General features: G+C 61.5%; 22 protein-coding genes and 1 riboswitch. Of the genes, 11 read left to right on the forward strand and 11 right to left on the reverse strand.

What is annotated here, in order from left to right:
* Positions 1–364 precede the first annotated feature (364 nt).
* The 4 genes from PUT78_RS09595 to PUT78_RS09610 all read right to left on the reverse strand — a co-directional run bounded on the left by PUT78_RS09595 (position 365) and on the right by PUT78_RS09610 (position 2079).
* Positions 365–652 (reverse strand): hypothetical protein, encoded by a 288-nt coding sequence (locus PUT78_RS09595; RefSeq protein ID WP_274352044.1) that lies wholly within the window; start codon positions 650–652, stop codon positions 365–367.
* A 317-nt stretch (positions 653–969) separates the two neighbouring features.
* Positions 970–1356 carry a phage holin family protein gene (locus tag PUT78_RS09600; protein ID WP_274352045.1) on the reverse strand — a complete coding sequence of 129 codons (387 nt, stop codon included), beginning with the start codon at positions 1354–1356 and terminating at the stop codon, positions 970–972.
* Entirely contained in the window at positions 1356–1757 is a 402-nt protein-coding gene (locus PUT78_RS09605) for a hypothetical protein (protein ID WP_274352046.1), read from the reverse strand. Before PUT78_RS09605 ends, PUT78_RS09600 begins: the two co-directional genes overlap by 1 nt.
* A 124-nt stretch (positions 1758–1881) precedes the next feature.
* On the reverse strand, positions 1882–2079 hold the full coding sequence (locus tag PUT78_RS09610; RefSeq protein ID WP_274352047.1) for a CsbD family protein: 198 nt from the start codon (positions 2077–2079) through the stop codon (positions 1882–1884).
* A gap of 199 nt (positions 2080–2278) precedes the next feature.
* On the opposite strand from PUT78_RS09610, the gene PUT78_RS09615 reads away from it, so the two are divergent.
* Together PUT78_RS09615 and PUT78_RS09620 are read left to right on the forward strand one after the other, a co-directional pair.
* A complete protein-coding gene (locus PUT78_RS09615) occupies positions 2279–2974 on the forward strand; it encodes a GntR family transcriptional regulator (RefSeq protein ID WP_274352048.1) in 696 nt (231 codons plus the stop codon).
* Positions 2975–3001: 27 nt separating this feature from the next.
* Positions 3002–3134: riboswitch (FMN riboswitch) on the forward strand.
* Positions 3135–3204: 70 nt separating this feature from the next.
* Entirely contained in the window at positions 3205–3675 is a 471-nt protein-coding gene (locus PUT78_RS09620; protein ID WP_274352049.1) for a 6,7-dimethyl-8-ribityllumazine synthase, read from the forward strand.
* Positions 3676–3821: 146 nt separating this feature from the next.
* Here the strand turns inward: PUT78_RS09620 and PUT78_RS09625 are convergent, their stop codons facing one another.
* From PUT78_RS09625 to PUT78_RS09640, 4 genes are all read right to left on the reverse strand, one after another.
* Entirely contained in the window at positions 3822–5771 is a 1950-nt protein-coding gene (locus PUT78_RS09625) for a TadE/TadG family type IV pilus assembly protein (protein WP_274352050.1), read from the reverse strand.
* Positions 5772–5777: 6 nt separating this feature from the next.
* On the reverse strand, positions 5778–6329 hold the full coding sequence (locus PUT78_RS09630; RefSeq protein ID WP_274352051.1) for a TadE/TadG family type IV pilus assembly protein: 552 nt from the start codon (positions 6327–6329) through the stop codon (positions 5778–5780).
* Entirely contained in the window at positions 6326–7651 is a 1326-nt protein-coding gene (locus PUT78_RS09635) for a TadE/TadG family type IV pilus assembly protein (RefSeq protein WP_274352052.1), read from the reverse strand. The genes PUT78_RS09630 and PUT78_RS09635 overlap by 4 nt, the downstream gene beginning before the upstream one ends.
* A gap of 182 nt (positions 7652–7833) precedes the next feature.
* Positions 7834–8502, reverse strand: coding sequence for an SDR family NAD(P)-dependent oxidoreductase (locus tag PUT78_RS09640; protein ID WP_274352053.1), 669 nt, complete (start codon positions 8500–8502; stop codon positions 7834–7836).
* Positions 8503–8717: 215 nt separating this feature from the next.
* Between PUT78_RS09640 and nrdR the strand changes: the two genes are divergently transcribed.
* The 4 genes from nrdR (at position 8718) to PUT78_RS09660 (ending at position 11743) form a co-directional block, all read left to right on the forward strand.
* The gene (nrdR, locus tag PUT78_RS09645; RefSeq protein ID WP_274352054.1) at positions 8718–9185 is read left to right on the forward strand and encodes a transcriptional regulator NrdR; all 468 of its coding nucleotides are present in this window, start codon (positions 8718–8720) and stop codon (positions 9183–9185) included.
* A 30-nt stretch (positions 9186–9215) separates the two neighbouring features.
* Positions 9216–10289, forward strand: coding sequence for a bifunctional diaminohydroxyphosphoribosylaminopyrimidine deaminase/5-amino-6-(5-phosphoribosylamino)uracil reductase RibD (gene ribD / locus PUT78_RS09650; protein WP_274352176.1), 1074 nt, complete (start codon positions 9216–9218; stop codon positions 10287–10289).
* A 341-nt stretch (positions 10290–10630) separates the two neighbouring features.
* Entirely contained in the window at positions 10631–11083 is a 453-nt protein-coding gene (locus PUT78_RS09655) for a nucleoside deaminase (protein WP_274352055.1), read from the forward strand.
* 6 nt (positions 11084–11089) lie between these two features.
* Positions 11090–11743: a hypothetical protein gene (locus tag PUT78_RS09660; protein WP_274352056.1), complete on the forward strand. Its 654-nt coding sequence runs from the start codon at positions 11090–11092 to the stop codon at positions 11741–11743.
* Between the two features lie 80 nt (positions 11744–11823).
* Here PUT78_RS09660 and PUT78_RS09665 read toward each other — a convergent pair whose 3' ends face one another.
* Genes PUT78_RS09665 through PUT78_RS09675 form a run of 3 tightly spaced genes read right to left on the reverse strand, consistent with a single transcriptional unit; the run spans position 11824 to position 12852 of the window.
* Positions 11824–12102, reverse strand: coding sequence for a hypothetical protein (locus PUT78_RS09665; protein WP_274352057.1), 279 nt, complete (start codon positions 12100–12102; stop codon positions 11824–11826).
* Positions 12099–12653 carry a hypothetical protein gene (locus PUT78_RS09670; RefSeq protein WP_274352058.1) on the reverse strand — a complete coding sequence of 185 codons (555 nt, stop codon included), beginning with the start codon at positions 12651–12653 and terminating at the stop codon, positions 12099–12101. The genes PUT78_RS09665 and PUT78_RS09670 overlap by 4 nt, the downstream gene beginning before the upstream one ends.
* Entirely contained in the window at positions 12640–12852 is a 213-nt protein-coding gene (locus PUT78_RS09675) for a hypothetical protein (RefSeq protein WP_274352059.1), read from the reverse strand. Before PUT78_RS09675 ends, PUT78_RS09670 begins: the two co-directional genes overlap by 14 nt.
* A 184-nt stretch (positions 12853–13036) precedes the next feature.
* Here PUT78_RS09675 and PUT78_RS09680 point away from each other — a divergent pair, with 184 nt between their 5' ends.
* The 5 genes from PUT78_RS09680 to PUT78_RS09700 all read left to right on the forward strand — a co-directional run bounded on the left by PUT78_RS09680 (position 13037) and on the right by PUT78_RS09700 (position 19742).
* On the forward strand, positions 13037–14011 hold the full coding sequence (locus PUT78_RS09680; RefSeq protein ID WP_274352060.1) for a hypothetical protein: 975 nt from the start codon (positions 13037–13039) through the stop codon (positions 14009–14011).
* A gap of 591 nt (positions 14012–14602) precedes the next feature.
* Complete coding sequence (locus tag PUT78_RS09685; RefSeq protein ID WP_274352061.1) at positions 14603–16165, forward strand: ABC transporter substrate-binding protein; 1563 nt, start codon at positions 14603–14605, stop codon at positions 16163–16165.
* A gap of 98 nt (positions 16166–16263) precedes the next feature.
* Positions 16264–17217 carry an ABC transporter permease gene (locus PUT78_RS09690; RefSeq protein ID WP_274352062.1) on the forward strand — a complete coding sequence of 318 codons (954 nt, stop codon included), beginning with the start codon at positions 16264–16266 and terminating at the stop codon, positions 17215–17217.
* A gap of 3 nt (positions 17218–17220) precedes the next feature.
* A complete protein-coding gene (locus PUT78_RS09695) occupies positions 17221–18141 on the forward strand; it encodes an ABC transporter permease (protein ID WP_274352063.1) in 921 nt (306 codons plus the stop codon).
* Positions 18141–19742: an ABC transporter ATP-binding protein gene (locus PUT78_RS09700; RefSeq protein WP_274352064.1), complete on the forward strand. Its 1602-nt coding sequence runs from the start codon at positions 18141–18143 to the stop codon at positions 19740–19742. The genes PUT78_RS09695 and PUT78_RS09700 overlap by 1 nt, the downstream gene beginning before the upstream one ends.
* The last annotated feature ends 49 nt before the right edge of the window (positions 19743–19791 follow it).

Consider the following 19791-nt stretch of genomic DNA (forward strand, 5'->3'; position numbering starts at 1 on the left):
CCGCATCGCCGACCATCGTCACTGATTGGCGGAACCTTGTGTCAGATGCGGAACACCAGGGCCGTGTGATGTCGGGGGCGTGGGGGTGATGTCTTCACGAAGCCCGCGCCACTGGCGCGACGGTCCCTTCAAATGAAAAAGCCCATCCTGCGCGGGAAGAGGGCGCGGGATGGGCAAGTCATAGTTGGAAGACATCGGGCGGGACAAAACCCCGATGTCTCAACAGGGACAATGATGAAACCCGCTTTGGCCGTTTTGGTTCCAGGGAAAATGCGATCTGACTGAGCTGTGATGCAGGCGGAAGAAAAGGCCCCCGCAGTGCTGCAGGGGCCTTGAACGCGCATATGATCCTGTCAGTTGCGGATCAGTTCTGGTCCCCCGGTGCCGGGGGGGTCGGTTCGTCAATGATTTCGGGGTTCTCGGTCGGCTGGTTTACCGGGCCGGTGACGGTGCCATCGGCGGGAATGCCGGTGCCGTCTTCAATCTGTCCGACAGGTGCTTCCTGCTGCGGCGGTTCAGGTTCCACAACCATTGTTCTGATCAGCAGCCAACCCAGAAACCCGGTCGCCAGAATAACCACGACAGCCATGCCGACCAGCGGTCCGCGATGGCGCCATGCCTGTTTCTTCACGTTCGTATCGGGTGCACTCATGTCTGCTCCTTTCCGGTTCGCGGATCGCAGGATTTGCCGGTCCGCTTGCCGTTTTGCACCCCGCTAAACACCCCGGAAACGCAGAATGCGTGTCGCAAGGGGGGGCAGGGCGCGGTTGCGTCTGTCAACTCAACGCGCGGGGGCGGGGTATGGTTCCGGCATCTTTGTGCAATGCGCAATACGCATTCCCTTGCCGACAGACCAGACAGGGCCGGCAAGGGGAAAGCTTGTTCAGGCCCATATGCAAAACACCGCATCATCGGCCAGTCAATCATCACGCACCATGGCAGCCCGGCGCCGATTCCGCAGATCGCGGGCTATTCGCGGCGACGCGGGCGGTTTTTCAACTGCACATAAGTATTTATCCCGAACAGGAACGCTTCAATCAGGGCGGGAAATTCGCCTTGCGGCGGGGAACTGCGCCCTGCTGCGGCTTCGGCGCGCAACTGCGCATCAAGGGATGGCACCTGCGGCGCGGGCCTTATGCGCCTGATCAGCAACAAGACCGCTGCCAGACCAAGAAAGATCAGCGCGATCACATAGTTCGCGATCAGGGCGGAAAACTGCTGCGCAAGCAACATCCAGCCCGCCGCAACCAGAAAGCCAAGCCCGATGGCCAGCATCGCGCCTGCGCAAACCGCAAGCGCGACATTGCCGCTATGCCAGCGCGCCTTGCGCTGCAGATGATATACAGTTCGCAGCATCAGCGACGCGACAGCGCCAGGGCCAGCAGGAAACCTGCCCCTGCGGCAATGCCCATCGCCATGGCCGGGCGTTCCTTGGCAAAGGTTTCGGCGCCTTCCAGCGCTTCATCAAGCTGGTCAGTGGCATAATCATAGCCATCCTCTGCCATTTTGACAGCACGGCGACCAGTGCGCCGGGCGCTGGCCTTGGCCTGATTCGCTGTGGCAATGCCAGCTTGCCGCGTGGCTTCTGTCAGATCGGCCAGATCGGATTTGACAAGGGCGAGTTGCTCTTTCAACTCCTCATATGTCTTATCAGCCAGATCAGCGACATCATGGGCTGCGGCATCAGCATGCGCTTTCACGCTTTGTGCTGTTTCCTTGCCTTCCTGTTTCAGCTTCGACACAGGTTGTCGTGACATTTTAACCCCCTTTTGCGGTGCGGGACCATGTCCTCGCCCCTTTTTGGATTTCATTGCAGAAAGATTCCGGTGCGCGGTAAATCAGCGGTTCCGCGTGCCCGCAGAACCGCATCTGTACCGGAGCTCAGAGTTTGGACGACCAGGAATCGACCTGCTTTTCGGCCTCATCCTTTGCGATGCCGTATTTTTCCTGGATCTTGCCCACAAGCTTGTCGCGCTTGCCTGCCGCCTGATCCAGATCATCATTGGTCAGCTTGCCCCAGTTTTCCTTGGCGGAACCGGTGAACTGCTTCCATTTACCTTCAAGAATATCCCAGTTCATTGTGAACTCCTGTGTGTTATTGGGTGTAGTCATGCAAACAGAACGCAAGAGTCGGGATAGGGTTCCGCGACGCCTGCACGGGATCGGGGGGGATTGCCGGTCTGGATGTGCGTGATGCGACACACCTGACGATTGCGCGAGCGGGTTTGTCATTTTCATATGATGATTGTAAGGACATTGGGGTTACAGGGGTGCCCGAATGCCTTGGCTTGCAGAAAACGCGAATAATGAAGCAGTTGCCCGGATATGCGACCGGGTGTGGCTGGCTGTGGTGCAGCGCAGCCTGCGCCCCGGCACGCGCCTGAAGGAAGAAGACCTTGCCGAAGTGTTCGGTGTTTCACGCGCGCGGGTGCGTCAGGCGCTTTCGCTTCTGGAAAAGGACGGGCTGGTGTCGCTGGTGCCCAATCGCGGGGCCTGTATTGCCGAACCCAGCGTCAGCGAGGCGCGCGACGCCTTCTATACGCGCGGCTTCATTGAAAAACGTCTGGTGGAACGGCTGTGCCACACCGCCACGGATGCCGATATTGCAGCGCTGCGCGCGCATATCGCGCGCGAACGCGCCGCGCATGCGGGGCAGGACAGCGAAGCGATTATCCGCCTGTCAGGGGAATTTCATCTGTTGATCGCGCGGTTGACCGATGCAGAGTTTCTGACGAAAATCCTGCGCACGCTGACCACCCGGACATCGCTGATTACCGCGATGTATCAAAGTGAAACCACCCAGACATGCGGCCCCGACGAACATGAAGCCATTGTCACCGCCATCGAATCGCGCGACGTGGTGCGGGCGGCGGAAATGATGGAACATCATCTGCATCATCTGGAATCGGCATTGCAGCTGAATGACGCCAAATCCCCCGCTGCCGGATTGCGCGAAGCATTGCGTCTGGATTGACAACCGCGCCGGAACGCCCTAGCAAATTGCCATTCTCAGGGCGGGGTGAGATTCCCCACCGGCGGTTATAGCCCGCGAGCGCCTTTCTTGTCTGAAAGGGTCAGCAGATCCGGTGAAATTCCGGGGCCGACGGTCATAGTCCGGATGGAAGAGAAAAGGGGGACGGTCAGGCGCAGGTCTGTCCGGCCTTGGCGCTCTGGGATTCTGTCATGTTGAAAGGATCCGGAGCTATGACAAAATCCCCTAAATTTGCCTTCATCAAGGCGCGCTGGCACGCGGATATCGTGGATCAGGCGCTGGTCGGTTTCCGCGCGCGGCTGGCCGACCTGGGCGTTGATGCTGAAATTGACTGTTTCGATGTGCCCGGTGCGTTTGAAATGCCGCTTCTGGCGCAACAGCTGGCCGCAACCGGCGGGTATGACGCGATTGCTGCTGCCGCACTGGTGGTGGATGGCGGCATTTACCGGCATGATTTCGTGGCGCAGGCGGTGGTTTCCGGCCTGATGGATGCGGGTCTGAAAACCGGTGTGCCGGTGCTGTCTGTGTCGCTGACGCCGCATCATTTCCAGCCATCTGCGGAACATGAAGCGTTTTTCCACGACCATTTCGTGAAAAAAGGCCGCGAAGCCGCCGATGCTGCGGTGCAGTTGGTGCAGTTGCATGGCGGGCTGGCAAGGCTGGGGGAAAGCGCCGCTGCCTGAGGTGGTCGCGGGCAGGCGCGGGCTTGGTACCCGCGCCTGCCCGCAAAAGAATATTCACCCGGTTCCTTGCCGTCCATATCCGGCACAGGCCCCCCCCGGGCCGGACCGGCCCAAAGGGGGGGTGATGCTGTGCCTTCCGGCGCGGTTCAGTAATTGCTGAACGTGATTTCGGTATTGCACTGACCGGATGACCAGCGCCCGACCCAGACAAGGATATCGCCACTGTCGACATGGCCCATATTCACCCGCGCATTGTAGTTCCAGCTACTGATGTCTTCGTTGAAATGCCACTGGCCATAAGGGTCGCGTATCAGCAACGCGGAATCGCAGCTTGCGCCGGAATTGCCGTCATTGGTTTCGATCCGAAGGCGGCTGCCATTCCAGTTTGTGTTCTGTTTGTCGTAATTGATGACAAATGTGGGGTTTGCATCGAAATGGCTGCTATAGGGGCTGAACCAGCCGCCAAAGCCCGAACAATTGGTCAGACGCTGCCCGCCGCCTGCACGGGCGAGGTGACGTAGTGCGGGAGTCGACAGTTCATCGACACTGAAACTGTGGGTTTTGGCGGACAGGCGATGATCGGGGCAGCCGGCATAGCGGGGGAATTTATTGGTGGCGTTCAGCCCGATATTCGCAGGCGGGATGAAATGACTGCCGGGTTGGCCGCGTTCCGCTGTCAGCCTGAAATTCAGCAGGCCGAAGGATTCATTGTCGATTGCCTCGTCCAGATTGGCGCTGAAGCCCAGGGTGAAGGTGGTTGCAGGGTTTTCCACTTCGACCACGACGCGCCAGATCTGGTCGGTCCAGCCAGCGCCCCAGTGGTTCTGGTTGCTTTCCAGCAGGGTCATGGTGGTGGTGAACTTTCCTTCCGCGCGCGATGCGACAGTGCGGCGTGTGGCGGCCATATTGCCCACCGGACCCGACTGAAAGACTTCAGAGGCGATGGACTGGCCATTGACTGTCAGGGCGAACATTTCGCCTTCGGGGCGTGCCCATGACGGGCTGTATCCGTCCCAGCTGTCGATGATGAACAGGTCGAATTCAATCAGCGCTGTTTCCGACTGCTCGCCCAGATTGACCGCATAGGTGACAGGCGCGGTCCATGTGTTGCCGCCAAACGGGCCAAGGAAATTGCCGATCGCCGGGTTTGCCGTCTGCGTAACCGTGTCGCTGGACCAGCCTGCGGTGTTTCCGCTGGTGAAATCGGTGTCAGTGATCGTGACATTGGTTTCGGGTTCGGCCTGTTCTTCTTCCTCTTCTTCTTCGACCGGGGCTTCGGGTTCACCCACTTCGGGCAGGATTTCAGGCAGCCCTTCGGGGAAGTTTTCGGCATTGCCTTCGTAATTGATGAAGGGCGAAAAGCGCGGGCGGGTTATGGCAATCGGGGTCAGCCGTGTGGCGGGCAGTATCTCCGTTATTAGGGGGTGCCACATGGCGAAACTTTCAACCAGCAGCAGCGCTTCGCCCGGCAGAATAGGGGGGATGCGGTCGCCCAGACTGGCCACAGGCGCATGCATATCCGCAGATGTGAACCGGCCATGACTGGTGCCGCTGGGTGGGGTGCCACTGTCCATACTGCCAAGGCGGGCATCGATCCGTGCCTGCGCAACGCTGACGCCGTTGCCGTTTGCCTGCGCGGCCGATGGGTTTGTCAGACCCCGGTATGCGGCATAATCTGCGGCGCGGTCGTCATCTGCGGTCACGGCGGCATAATCTTCAAGTGACAGAAAACCGCGCGTACCATAGGACCACATGACCGTCGGTTCTTCGGCCGTATGGTCCCACATGACAGACGACATGCGCAGCCGGGTTTCCTGATTGCCTGATGTCAGGAAATCATACACTTCGTTCAGCCCGTCCATATAGGCCGTGCTGACAGCTTCGGTGTTGCGTGACAGCAGGTCGGCGACGGTCAATGCGGCGGCTTGCGCATCCTTGCGGGCGCGGAAGGCGTCAAAAAACACCAGCGAGGCCACATAGGCGAAAATCAGCAACGGCAGAACCAGTACCAGTTCCATACTGACAGACCCGCGTATATCGGCGTGGAACCGCGCGAAAGGGCGGGTCAGACGGGCGAGCACGGATGGGCAGGTCATGACGTGTTACCTCGGTTCATTGACGAACGCACTTCTGCTGGTCAGCACAAGTTGTCCCTCAGGATTGATGTCCAGACCGGAAAACAGGCCGGTCACGCGCAGGAAGGGTTCGGCGACAACACAGATGCGCAGCAGCATCAGTTCCTGCGCAGCCCCCCCCATGCCGGGGTTGAAGGTCACGGCGGGCGTGATCTCCTGCTCGGAGTCGATGCAGGTGAACGGACCGTCAAGGCCAGTGAAATCCGATGTGTTCACGGGCATCATTTCCACGGAAATATTGCCAATGCAGTCAGGCAGCAGCATGCTGTTGGCGCAGATCAGGTCCGACATGCGCGCCGACCCGTTCGCGCCGATCTTGCCAAGGCGCACATCGCGCACAGTAATGTCCACGGCGCGGTCCAGCATGACCTGGCGCACCATGGTAATTCCCAGATCGATGGCCCCCAGCATCAGCGCCAGAACCAGCGGGAACAGGATGACAAATTCGACTGTGGCCGCGCCATCGTCATTGCGGCGAAAGCGGCGCAGCCAGTGTACGGGGCGTGATGTCCGGGTCATTGTGTCAACCGTAGCGAAAATGTCTGGACATGGGTGGCGATGGACTGGAAGGCCGCGATCAGATCTGCACCACTGCTGTTGAAGAAATGGTTGGGCGATGAGGCGCAGTTTTCCATCAGCGCGACGCCACCGGCGGGGGCTTCGAATGCGACACCATAGATATGCACATTCTGGGCCTTCAGTGCGTTGCAAACGGACACAGTGTCGGCATCCTGTATCTCGACATTGGGTTTGCGCGTGGCCGCGTGGCCCGCGGTAAAGCAGCAGTTTTCGCCATCGGTCATCAGGATCATGGCGCGCGCTATGGCGGGGCGATCCCAGTCATGCGGGCGGTTGGCGAAGATCGAATCCACCTGGCCATTGTCGATCAGGTGGTTGATGATCGGGCGCAGGGTCGGGTCAAAGAACATTGCCCCCGCACGCACGCCCAGATCAATGGATGTGCCCCAGTTCGGACCCAGCGCATTGATATAGTTGGTCGCGGTGCTGACATCGCGCACATAAGGCCGGATCGGCATGTCGGTGATCAGGTAACTGGTGTTTGACCCCAGATCGCAGTTGCGGCGGAACATGGGGGCGTTGATGCTGTCGGTCACGCTGTCCCAGGTCGAGAAATCAATGCAGAACGCATTGTGCATCGACCCGGAATGCGGATCGGCCAGGTTGTTGAAATAGCCCAGCGTGCCTGCGGGCATGATGACTTCGGTACTGTAGGGAACGAATGTGATGGCGACATTGCCGTTCTGGCTGTCGGCCAGCATTTCCTCGACGAAATCGATGGCGGCGGCGCGCAGGTTTTCCATGCGGTTGTGCTGCATCATCGACCCGGACACATCCAGTACCATGACGATTTCGATATCGACCATGGCCAGCCCTTCGCTGGCGGCGGCGGGGGTTGACATGTCCAGCGTATTGACCCCGCTCCAGCGCATGAAGAAGGTGTTCAGATGCCCTTCGGGGATGACAGTGACTGTGCGCCCCTGGGTGTTGCTTTGCTCTACAGTGATGCGCCCGTCGGCGCGCACATGATCGCCCAGCCCCTCTGCGTCGAAATAGGCCTGAACAATGTCGCGGGGGTTGGGGTTGGCGGGGTTGTCCCGCAGCATGGCGGCGGCCAGAACGGCGCGGTCGGCAGTGCCCTGCATATGCACGCGATGCGCTTCATAGCGCATCAGGTCGACAGCGATCCCGCCCACCATCAGCATGATAACGAAGGCAAACAGCCCGAAAATAAGGATCGCCCCTTCCTCTGCCTGCCGGAACAGCGCCAGACGGTGCCGAAACGAAAGAACTGCATGGGGGGGGCGGATTTTTCCAAGCATAATTCTGCACCTGTTACCAACCAGGCGGCTGCAATACAGCGCGCCTGCACCGTCCATGACGGACGGCGCTATCTACATCTGAATATTTGTAAAATTAGCTGTATATTGTGGCGGGATTTGGGCTTCATTACGCCCAAATCGGTGCTTTCCCGCCGAACCTGACTGCGCTACGGCGCGCGCGTCTAAGCGCGCAGCAGCAGCGCAAGGCGGGCCGCTTCATCTGCGCAAGTGGTCAGCTGCGCGCGGTCCTCGCCGGGGAAGAAACGCGCGCGGGTGGCTGTGGGCATGGGCGCGCAAGACTCGATCAGCACGCGCGGGCCGGTTTTGGTGCTTTCGTCCTGCCAGGCGCGTGCCAGCGCCATCTGCGCGGATTTGGAGGCACCATAGGCCCCCATGAACCGCCCTGTTGCTGCCGGGTCATCCACAAACAGCGCGGTGCCACGCCCGGCACTGGCCGCCAGCAAGGGTGCGATCATGGGAATCAGGAACCCCGTGGCGCGGATATTCACGCCCAGGCATTTTTCCCAGTCCTTCAGCGGTACATGGTCCGCCGGGGTCATGGGCGGGGCATAGATGGCCATATGCGCCCACAGATCCAGCGCGCCCCAGCGGTCATGAATGTCGCGGCACAAATGGCGCATGGCGTCATCATTGGTGATGTCCAGCGCCGCCAGTGTGGCACTGCCGCCCGCTGCCTGAATGCGGTCATCCAGTTCTTCCAGCGCGCCCAGCGTGCGCCCGACCGCGACAATATGCCAGCCCGCGCGTGCAAGATATTCCGCCAATGCAGCGCCAAGGCCGCGCGATGCGCCCGTGATCAGGGCAAGTTTCTTGGGGTGTTCCTGTGTCATGGGCGTTCATTGCCACTGGTTTGCCGCCATGGCAAGGGCCAGCTTGCCGCATGCGACAGCGCAGCGAAGATGCATGCCCCTGCAGCCCTGCCTGAGTCCTGCCTGCAACAGCGCGGCGTCCTTATCTGGTGGGGCGAAATTCGCGCTACCCAAGCCGTCGGGGTTTGCCTATAGTCCTTGGGGTAAGGCACCCGAACAAACCCGAGGGAGAGGTCATGCGCTGTCCGTTCTGTGGCAATACCGACACCCAGGTGAAGGATTCACGCCCTGCCGAGGATCATGGCGCCATCCGGCGGCGGCGCTTCTGTCCGGCCTGCGGGGGGCGATTCACCACCTATGAGCGCGTGCAGCTGCGCGATCTGGTTGTGGTGAAAACCAATGGCCGTCGCGAAGCTTTCGACCGCGAGAAGCTGGAACGCTCTATCCGGATTGCGATGCAGAAACGCCCGATTGAACATGAACGCATCGATCAGATGATTTCGGGCATGGTGCGGCGGCTGGAATCGCTGGGGGATACTGATATCCCGTCCAAGATGATCGGCGAGATTGTCATGGAAACGCTGGCGCGGATCGACACCGTTGCCTATGTGCGTTTTGCCAGTGTTTACAAGAATTTCCAGGAAGCGGATGATTTCGACAAATTCGTTTCCGAACTGCGCCCCGAACCGAAAGAGGCCCAGTAGACCTTGACCGACCGGATTGACCCCGCCTTCATGCGGCAGGCCATTGCGCTGGGGCAGCGCGGGCTTGGCCGGGTCTGGCCCAATCCGGCGGTGGGCTGTGTGATTGTGAAGGGCGGGCGCATTCTGGCGCGCGGCTGGACGCAACCGGGCGGGCGTCCCCATGCCGAAGCGATGGCGCTGGCCGCCTGCGATGCGCGCGGCGCTACGGTCTATGTCAGTCTGGAACCCTGCGCGCATCACGGCAAAACACCCCCCTGTTCGGAAGCCCTGATCACCGCAGGCGTGGCGCGTGTGGTCACAGCACTGACCGACCCTGACCCGCGCGTGGCCGGGCGCGGGCATGCCATGCTGCGCGCCGCAGGAATTGATGTGGTCGAAGGGGTGGAAGCGGATGCCGCCCATGCCGCCAATGCGGGCTTTTTGCTGCGCGTGACGCAGAACCGCCCGTTTGTGACATTGAAACTGGCGCTGACACTGGACGGGCGTATTGCCACCGCCAGTGGCGAAAGCCGCTGGATCACCGGGCCGGAGGCGCGCCGCATGGTCCATGCGATGCGCGCGCGCCATGATGCGGTGCTGGTGGGGGCGGGCACAGCGCGCGCTGATGATCCTGACCTGCGGGTGCGGGGGCTGGGCGTGGGGCATCAGCCGGTGCGGGTGGTGGCCCTGCCGCAGCTGGATCTGGACACGGACAGCCGGTTGGGGCGCACTGCGCGCGATGCCCCGGTCTGGGTGTTGCACGGCCCGCAGACCACTGCGGAACGGGTGGCGGCATGGCAGGGCACGGGCGCGCGCGCGCTGGCCTGCCCGGTGGCGCAGGGCGGGCAGGGGCTGGACCCTGCCGCGATGATGCAGGCCCTTGCCGGTCAGGGGCTGACGCGGGTGTTCTGCGAAGGGGGCGGGATGCTGGCGGCCAGCCTGCTGCGCGCAGGGCTGGTGGACCAGATGGTTGTGTTCAGCGCAGGCAGACTTATCGGTGCCGACGGGCGGGCCGGGCTGGGCGCGCTGGGGCTGACCCGGCTGGAGGACGCGCCGCGATTTCGCCTGATGCAGGTGCAGCCTGTGGGCGGCGATGTCATGCAGGTCTGGACGCGCGCGGGGTGATCCGAACTGTAGCAGTCCTTCGCGGTTTTAAAGGCGCGGAGTAAGGCCGCAGGCCGCCGCGCCACCGGCGGGCCGTCCCGCGGCCTGCCGGTTTCGCTGATGGTAATTCAGTCCTTGAATGCCGGAGTTATGCCGCCGGCATAAAGTGAACATCTCCAACGCCGGACCGGCAGACCCCGGCCCGCCGCTGGCGCGGGCTTTGTGCATTCCGCCACCTGTTTCACACGGCCCCCCATGCACAAAATGCTCCGCCCCGATCCGGACCCCTGTGCGGGGCGCAGGACGGCATCCGCATGTCATTCTTCTTGCATCGCGCAGCGTCACGGGCCATCTGAAAGCGCATGAGTCCCTTTCGCAGTCATATGCAACTGGCGCTGGATGAAGCGCAGGCCGCCGCCCTGCGCGGCGAGGTGCCGGTGGGCGCCGTGATTGCCCATCCCGACGGGCGGGTCATTGCCGCAGCAGGCAATCGCACGCGCGAATTGAATGACCCGACTGCCCATGCCGAAATGCTGGTCATCCGCGCGGCCTGTGCGGCGTTGGGGCAGGAACGGCTGACAGGCTATGATCTGTATGTCACGCTGGAACCTTGTCCCATGTGCGCGATGGCGATGTCGCATGCGCGGATTGCACGGCTGTATTACGGCGCATCGGACCCGAAATCGGGCGGGGTTGCGCAGGGGCCGCGGGTGTTTTCGCATGCGCAATGTCATCATGTGCCCGAAATCTATGATGGCTTGCGCGCGGGGGACGCGGGCGCGCTGCTGAAATCGTTTTTTGACAGGCTGCGGTAGGACCAGATGTGGAATGAACAGATCATTGCCTATTGCGAAAGAACGGATTTTTCCTATTGGTCCGAACCCGTCAATGCAGTGACAAATCTGGCCTTCGTGATTGCGGCGCTGGTGGTCTGGCCGCGCACGCGCGGGCTGGTGCTGGCGCGGGGCATGGCCGTTGTGCTGATGGCGGTCGGGGTGGGGTCGTTCCTGTGGCACACGCATGCCACCGACTGGGCGGGGCTGATGGATGTGGTGTTTATTCTGGTGTTCATTCTGCTGTATCTGTTTGCTGCGACGCGGGATTTTCTGTACGCGCCCGGCTGGCTGGCGGCTTTGGCGACAGTGATGTTCCTGCCCTATGCGGCGGGGTTTTCATGGGCGGCGGGTCTGGTTTTGCCGGGGCTGGGCGCGAATGCGGCGTATTTCAGCGTGGCGGTGCTGATTGCGGGATACGGGGTCTGGCTGCGCAACAGGCCTGTTGGCAAGGGGTTGCTGGTGGGGGCAGGGATTTTATGTGTGTCGCTGGGGTTCCGTATGGCGGACGAGGCTGTATGCGCTGCCTTCCCGACGGGTACGCATTTCATGTGGCATATCCTGAATGCGGTCATGCTGGGCTGGATGATCCATATCTATTGTCGGCATGTGGCAGATGCGCGCGGGACGGCACGCCGATAGCGCGGGCCAGCCTTGCGCCCTTTGTTCCGCGCCTTTGGATGCATAACGACGGCTTCACGCAGGGGGCAAGGCGTGTCGGATCACTTTGTCAGGACAAGATCGAAATCCTCGTCATAATAGCTGTGGACCGCGATGAAGGGCCTCTCGCCCTCGGCCTCGAATACATAGACATGCAGCGCGTCGTCATTCATCGTGACGCGGCAGATCACATCGCCTGTGGCCAGCCCGTCCGGGCATTCTGCCAGATCGATATGCGGCACCGATACTTCGAAATCGGCATAGACATAGCGGCCATGCTCATCCGCCAGCGCGGGCAGAGCGATCAGGCAGCTTGCGGCGGCGATCAGGGTACGGGTCATGTGACATCTCCTTTTGTCGGGTCAATGGTGGGGTCGAAAACGGAACCGGGATATGCGTGATGGGTCAGCAGAACCTGCATGCCCGACAGCAGTGCCGTATCGGGCACGCCATCGCACAGGAGCTGGGCAATGATATGCGCCTGTCCGTGCTGACCCCTGCGCAGCGCTTCCAGCAATTCCAGAAGGCGGCGTTCATCGGGTGTCAGCCAGACACGGCAACAGGCGCAGGCTTCGGAATTGAAACTGACAGGGGTGGCGCGCGCCATGCGCAGGGTTTGCACAATGGCCACGATGTCAAAGCACAACCCGCCCGCCCGGCGTGATCCGACCTGCGCCGAGGCAAGGCGCAGCGCGGTCAGCCAGCTATGGCTGTCGGGCCGGGCGAAATTCTGGAAATGCCAGCGCAGCAGCGCCAGTGTCAGGCGTGCGAAAGGGTCGGGGGCCATCTGGTCCAGATGCACCTCGTCGGGTCGGCCTGCGCGGGCGGGGCTATGTGGTGCTGCGCTGTGGGGGCAATGCGGGTGGGCGCTGCCGCGGTTACGGCCGCGCATGGCGCAGCCCTTCAGGTGTGGCATGGCCTGCCGGGCCATCATGCCGGATTGGCAGGTCAAGTGCGGGAATGCCGGGGTGGCGGGCGTGGCGGTCCAGAAGCATGTCGCGCAGGCGCGGATTCAGCCCGCAACCATGGGCGCTGGCCTGCGCATTCATGGCCAGCATGTCGATCAGGAAGGGATGGCTTGGGGTGGTCATGAAACCTCCGGCAACAACAGGGGGCATTGGGGTCTGTCCTGCCGGGCTGCCGGGGCACGGGGGGTGACCGGCGGCTGGGTTTGCAATACTTGACAAAAATACTAGGCATTGTAAAGATATTTCTTGCCCATATGACCGCCAGCCGCGCGCCAGCAAGGAACCTTTTTATTTCAGGAGCTTGCCCATGCGTAAAACCACTGCCCTTGTTGCCGCCATCGGCCTGGCCGTCGTCAGCCTTCCCGTCCGGACCCAGGCATCGGATGACTGGCAGCTTGCCCATGGCGGGTTCGTCACTGCATCAGATGTCCGCCCGCATAACGGACTGGCGCAGGACCGCGCCGATATTCTGGCCGCGCTGTCGGGTGATACCCCCGACTGGGCGCAGGCGCTGGCGCTTTACACCTGGGGGGCGAATTTCCCGTGGCGGGACATGACCCATTCGCTGGGCCGTTTTGCCGACAATTACAACGGCGCGATGCCTGCGGTTTTGCCGCTGTCGGTCGCGCATTGGGGTGATGGCGCTTTTGCCTTGGCGCCGGTCTATTCGGCGCTTGCGGGGACGGGGGCGTTCAGCCCGCTTGCGCCCGATGCGCGCGTTGCCTTCATCGATGGGGCGAGTTTGGCGACGATCTTGAACTGGACGCGGTTTGAACTGGCCATGTCTGAACGCAAGGCGCTGGCGTCTGAACCCAACTGGGCGCTGAGCAATGGCAGCCCCAAGAACTGGAATGAAATCTTCGCCTTTCATTGGGGGCCGGAAGGGCAGCATTCGGTGCATGCCGCGCTGGAACAGGTGCCAGACGGGGCGCAGGTGAATGCGGCACTTTATGCCGCATTGGCCGAAGGGCAGCCGCAGCTGTTGCAGGAACGCTGGGCCGCAGCAGAGGCCGCGCGCGTTGAAACACTGCTGCATGAAGGGGCCTTGCGCCTGTTCCTCGCGGCATTGATGGATGCGGATACAGCCAGCGATGATGACAGCCGCACGCGCGCGGTGATGCGGGCGCGGGGGCTGTGGCTGGCGGCGGCGGAAGCCCTGCTGAGCGTGACCCCGGCAGAAGCTGACGGGATCGAGGCCGCATTGGCGGGCACAGGCGATGCCGACCTGCTGCCCTTCGCGGTGCAAGCTGTTGCGGATGCGCTGGCGCAATTGCACGGATGAGCGGGCGGTATGATTGCCGCAACGAAAAGATGCAGGAAATGAGACCGGTCCGCACGCTGCTGTTTTTGCAGCATGGCGTTTGCGGGCGGTTGCCGAGCTGAAGCGCAGGTTTCGGAAATCCCCAACGCGCGTGGAACAACGGCCGCGAGGCTGGCCCACGCCACCGGCGGGCCGTCCCGCGGCCTGCCGGGTACCCCAGAGACACGCCAGGCCTTGAATGGCGGAGTAACGCCGCTTGCATAAAGTGATCCCCTCACATGTCGGACCGGCAGACCCCGGCCCGCCGACAGCGCGGGCTTGATGCGTGGCCTGACCCCTGTTTCACACCCTCACCGACCGCCACCTGACGGCCTGATTGCGTGGATTGGGGCGATCACAACGGGCCGCCCCTGTCCAAAGCCCGTCCCGGTAATCCTGCAATAACCCACTATTAACCCTATGCTGCGTCTTGACGGCATGTTTTCTTTCGGTTCTTGTCGAAGAAGTCAGGCGCATGGGACAATCCGTTATTACAATGCGCCGGTAAACAGCGGTTATACTCTGCGGATTTCCGGCAAGAGCGAACCAACACCGCGAACAGGGAGACAGAACATGCATAATAAACCCACCCGTAACAGCGTGACGCGCCGGGGGTTGCTGAAGGGTGCCACAGCGCTTGGCGCGGCAGGGCTGATCCTGCCCGCAAGCTACCGCGCGGCGCAGGCAACCCCAAATCAGGGCGGCACGTTTCGCATTGGTCTGGGCCATGGCAATTCGACCGATGGCTATGATCCGGGGCTTTGGGATAACCTGTATGCCCAGGTTTTTGCCGCATCGCGCCATAACCAGCTGATCGAAGTGGACGCAGACGGCCAGCTTGCCCCAGAAATTGCCGAAAGCTGGGAATCCCCGGATGGGAAAACCTGGGTGTTCCGTATCCGCGAAGGTGTCAGCTTTCATTCCGGCAAGACAGTGACCGTGGAAGATGTGATTGCCTCGCTCAACCATCACCGCGGCGATGATGCGACATCGGCCATCAAGCAGTTCTTCGACCCGGTGACAGATATCAGCGCGGATGGGCAGAATGTGGTTGTCACGCTGGATGCGCCCAATGGTGACTTTGCCTATCTGATGTCGGATTACCATCTTGCGATCATGCCGTCTGTGGATGGCCGGATTGACCCGGCCTCGACCGATGGCTGCGGTCCTTATGTGGTGGAAAGCTATGAACCGGGCGTGCAGGCGTCGCTGACGCGCAACCCCGATTACTGGAAATCCGACCGCGCGCATTTCGACCGTGTGGAAATTCTGGCGATCCTTGATTCAGCCGCACGCCTGAATGCGCTGATGACAGGGCAGGTGGACCTGATCGACCAGATCGACCCGGCCACCATCGGCATGCTGGAAGCGCGCAATGTCGCCAATATCCTGTCGATTCCGGGCAATGCGCATTATGTCTTTCCGATGGACAGCCGCGCCGCGCCCTTCAACGACAACAATGTGCGGCTGGCGCTGAAATATGCTATCGACCGGCAGGAAATGGTGGACAAGATCCTTGGTGGTCATGGTGCCGTGTCCAATGACAACCCGATCGGCCCGGCCAACCGCTATTTCCATGCCGATATGGAAGCCAAGACATTTGACCCCGACCGCGCGCGCTTTCACCTGCGCGAGGCCGGAATGGAAAGCCTGAGTGTTGATCTGCATGTCGCGGATGCGGCGTTTTCGGGCGCGGTTGATGCGGGTGCGCTGTTTGCGGAAACCGCAGCGCAATCGGGGATCAACATCAATCTGGTGCGCGAACCCAATGACGGCTACTGGGACAATGTCTGGATGCAGAAACCCTTCTGCGCCAGCTATTGGGGCGGGCGCGCGGTCGAAGACCACATGTTCACCACCGGTTATGCCACCGGCGCGTCATGGAATGACAGTTTCTGGTCGAATGAACGGTTTGACGAATTGCTGGTCATGGCGCGGTCCGAAATCAACGAAGACCTGCGCCGCGAGATGTATCAGGAAATGCAGCAGATCGTGTCGTTCGAAGGGTCGGTCATCATTCCGATGAACAACAACTTCGTCATGGCCACCGCGCAGAATGTTGTCACGCCCGAACAGGTTTCGGCCAACTGGAACCTTGACGGGTTCCGCTGTGTCGAACGCTGGTGGTTCGCCTGATCCTGCCTTGCCCCGCCCCTTTCGGGCGGGGTTTTCGCCTGTCGTCACAACTGTCACGGCGCAGGCGCAACGAAGAATAACAATAAGAGGGGGGGACAATGCACGCAGTCCTCATGATGATCCTGCAGCGGCTTGGGCTGGGGATACTAACACTTTTCGTGGTATCGGTCGTCATTTTCGGCGCAACTGAATTGTTGCCGGGTGATCTGGCCTCGTCGCTGCTGGGCCAGTCGGCCACGCCGGAAACGGTGGCCGCGCTGCGCCAGCAGATGGGCCTGGATCAACCCGCGCCGGTGCGCTACTGGACATGGCTGACAGGGGTGGTGCAGGGCGATTTCGGTGTGTCGCTGGCCACGCGCAGGCCGATCAGTGACATGATGTCGATGCGGCTGGGCAACACGGTTTTCCTGGCGCTTTACGCCGCCGCGATTGCTGTGCCGCTGTCGCTGGTTCTGGGCATTCTGGCCGCACTGTGGCGCAATTCGCTGTTTGACCGTGTGGCCAATGCGGGCGCGCTGTCGGCGATTTCCTTTCCGGAATTCTTTGTCGCCTATATCCTGATTTTCCTGCTGGCTCAAAGTGGTGTGTTCCCGTCCATGGTGCGGATTTCGCCTGCGATGGGGCTGACGGACAAGCTGTATGTCACTTTCCTGCCCGCGCTGACACTGACGCTGGTGGTCACGGCGCATATGATGCGCATGACGCGCGCCGCGATCATCAACCTGATGGCCAGCCCCTATATTGAAATGGCGCGGCTGAAGGGGGTTTCGCCCCTGCGCATTGTGCTGCGCCATGCGTTGCCGAATGCACTGGCGCCGATCATCAATGTGGTGGCGCTGAACCTGGCCTATCTGATCACCGGTGTGGTCGTGGTTGAAGTGGTGTTCGTCTATCCCGGTCTGGGGCAGTTGATGGTCGACTCGGTCGCCAAGCGTGACATTGCGGTTGTGCAGGCCATCGCGCTGATCTTTGCCTCGGCCTATGTGTTGCTGAACCTGACGGCGGATGTGCTTTCGACCCTGACCAATCCCCGCCTGATGCGGAGGAAATAGGCAATGAATGTTCTGATCTTTCTTGTTCTGGCCATCGCCGCCAGCATTCCGTTGTCCTATGCCTTTCGTGCGGGGCTTGTCCGTGTCCTGCCACATGAAAAAGCGCTGGTGGCGCGGGATATGCCGCTGACGGCGGCCTTCGGAATCATGGTTATCGGGGTCTATGTTATTGTGGCGTTTGCCGCACCCCTTCTGGCCCCGTTTCCCGAACGTGCCGTGGTGGGCAGCCAGTTTCAGCCATGGGACAGCACCTATCTTCTGGGCACTGACCGGCTGGGGCGCGATATGCTGTCGCGGCTGATCTATGGCGCGCGCAACACGGTCGGCATTGCCTTTGCCACCACGGCGCTTGCCTTCGTTGTCGGCGCGCTTCTGGGGATTTGGGCTGCGTTGCGTGGCGGGTGGCTGGACCAGCTGCTGTCGCGCTTTGTCGATGCGCTGATGGCCATTCCGTCGTTGATTTTTTCGCTGCTGCTGCTGACAATCTTCGGCACCTCCGTTCTGACGCTGATCCTTGTGATTGCGGCAGTGGATGCGACCCGCGTTTACCGTATTGCGCGGTCTGTGTCGCAAGGCGTGGTGGTGATGGATTACATCGAGGCCGCGCGCCTGCGGGGCGAAGGCAACTGGTATCTGATCCGGCATGAAATCCTGCCCAACGCGCTGGCACCGCTGGTGGCGGAATTCGGGCTACGCTTCTGCTTCGTGTTCCTGACGATTTCATCGCTGTCCTTCCTTGGGCTTGGCATTCAGCCGCCCACGGCGGACTGGGGCAGCATGGTGCGCGACAATGCCACGCTGATCACCTTTGGCGACATGACGCCGCTTATGCCGGCGGGGGCGATTGCACTTCTGACAGTGGCGGTGAATTTCGTGGTGGACTGGCAGCTTTACCGCGCCTCTGGCCTGAAGGAGCAGGGATAATGAGCAGCGATGTGCTATTGCAGATCCGTGACTTGCAGATCGAAGGTCGCGCGGGCGAGGACTGGTTGCCGATCATCAAGGGCGTGAACCTGACCCTGAAGCGTGGCGAGGTTCTGGGGCTGATCGGTGAATCCGGGGCGGGAAAATCCACGCTCGGACTGGCCGCGATGGGCTTTGCGCGCGATGGCTGCCGCATTTCGGGGGGGGAGATCAATTTCGACGGGATTGACCTGCGCACCGCATCCGAACGCGCGAAGCGCAATCTGCGCGGGCAGCGCATTGCTTATGTCGCACAATCGGCGGCGGCCAGTTTCAACCCTGCGCATAAGCTGATCGACCAGTATTGCGAAGTGCCGGTCCTTGGTGGCATGTCCCGCAGCAAGGCCGCGGATGAGGCAGTGACCCTTTATCGCAAGATGCAGTTGCCGGACCCCGAAGATATCGGTTTTCGTTATCCGCATCAGGTGTCCGGCGGGCAGTTGCAGCGCGCCATGACCGCGATGGCGATGGCCTGTCATCCCGACCTGATCATCTTTGATGAACCCACCACCGCGCTGGATGTGACAACCCAGATAGAGGTGCTGGCCGCCATCCGCGATATCGTGCGCGATTTCAACACTGCCGCGATCTATATCACCCATGATCTGGCCGTGGTGGCGCAGATGGCCGACCGCATAAAAATCCTGCTGCGCGGCGACGAAGTGGAAGAGGCCGACACCCGCGCCATGCTGGCCGCGCCAAAGGCGGAGTACACCAAAAGCCTGTGGGCCGTGCGCAGTTTCACGCGCCCCGAACAGCCCCCCGCCGAAGGCGCGCCGCTGGTGTCCGTGCAGGGTGTCACGGCGGGTTACGGCAAGGCGCAGATCCTGCATGATGTCAGTTTTGACATTCATCCGGGGCGCACTGTGGCCGTGGTGGGCGAAAGCGGGTCGGGGAAATCTACCGTCGCGCGGGTGATTACCGGCCTTTTGCCGCCGCGCGAAGGGCAGGTGGTGTTCGACGGCCAGCCTTTGCCGCCTGATTACCGCGCGCGGACCCGCGACCAGTTGCGCCAGTGCCAGATGATCTATCAGATGGCGGATACGGCGCTGAACCCGAAACTGCCGCTACGGGAACTGATCGGCCGTCCGGCGCAGATGTATCTGGGGCTGAAGGGGCGCGCGCTGGACGCGCGCGTGCGCGATCTGCTGGCACTGATCGAACTGGAACCGGATCAATATATCGACCGCCTGCCATCTGAATTGTCGGGGGGCCAGAAACAGCGTATCGGCATCGCGCGTGCGCTGGCCGCAGAACCGCGCCTGATCATCTGCGATGAAGTGACAAGCGCGCTTGACCAGATCGTGCAGGAAGGCATTCTGAAACTGCTGGACCGGCTGCAACGTGAATTCGGGCTGGCCTATATGTTCATCACGCATGATCTGTCGACAGTGCGTGCCATTGCCGATGATGTGGTGGTGATGCAACTTGGCCGCGTGGTCGAACAAGGCCCGAAACCAGAGATGTTCACCCCCCCGCATGCGCCCTATACCGATCTGTTGCTGTCATCGGTTCCCGAAATGGACCCCGACTGGCTGACCCGCCTGCTGGCGGCGCGGTAGGCCGGGGGCAGCGGTCAGGATTCCCAAAGGCGCGGAGCAAAGGCCGCAG

The sequence above is a fragment of the Roseinatronobacter alkalisoli genome (assembly GCF_028745735.1).
Lineage (GTDB): Bacteria > Pseudomonadota > Alphaproteobacteria > Rhodobacterales > Rhodobacteraceae > Roseinatronobacter > Roseinatronobacter alkalisoli.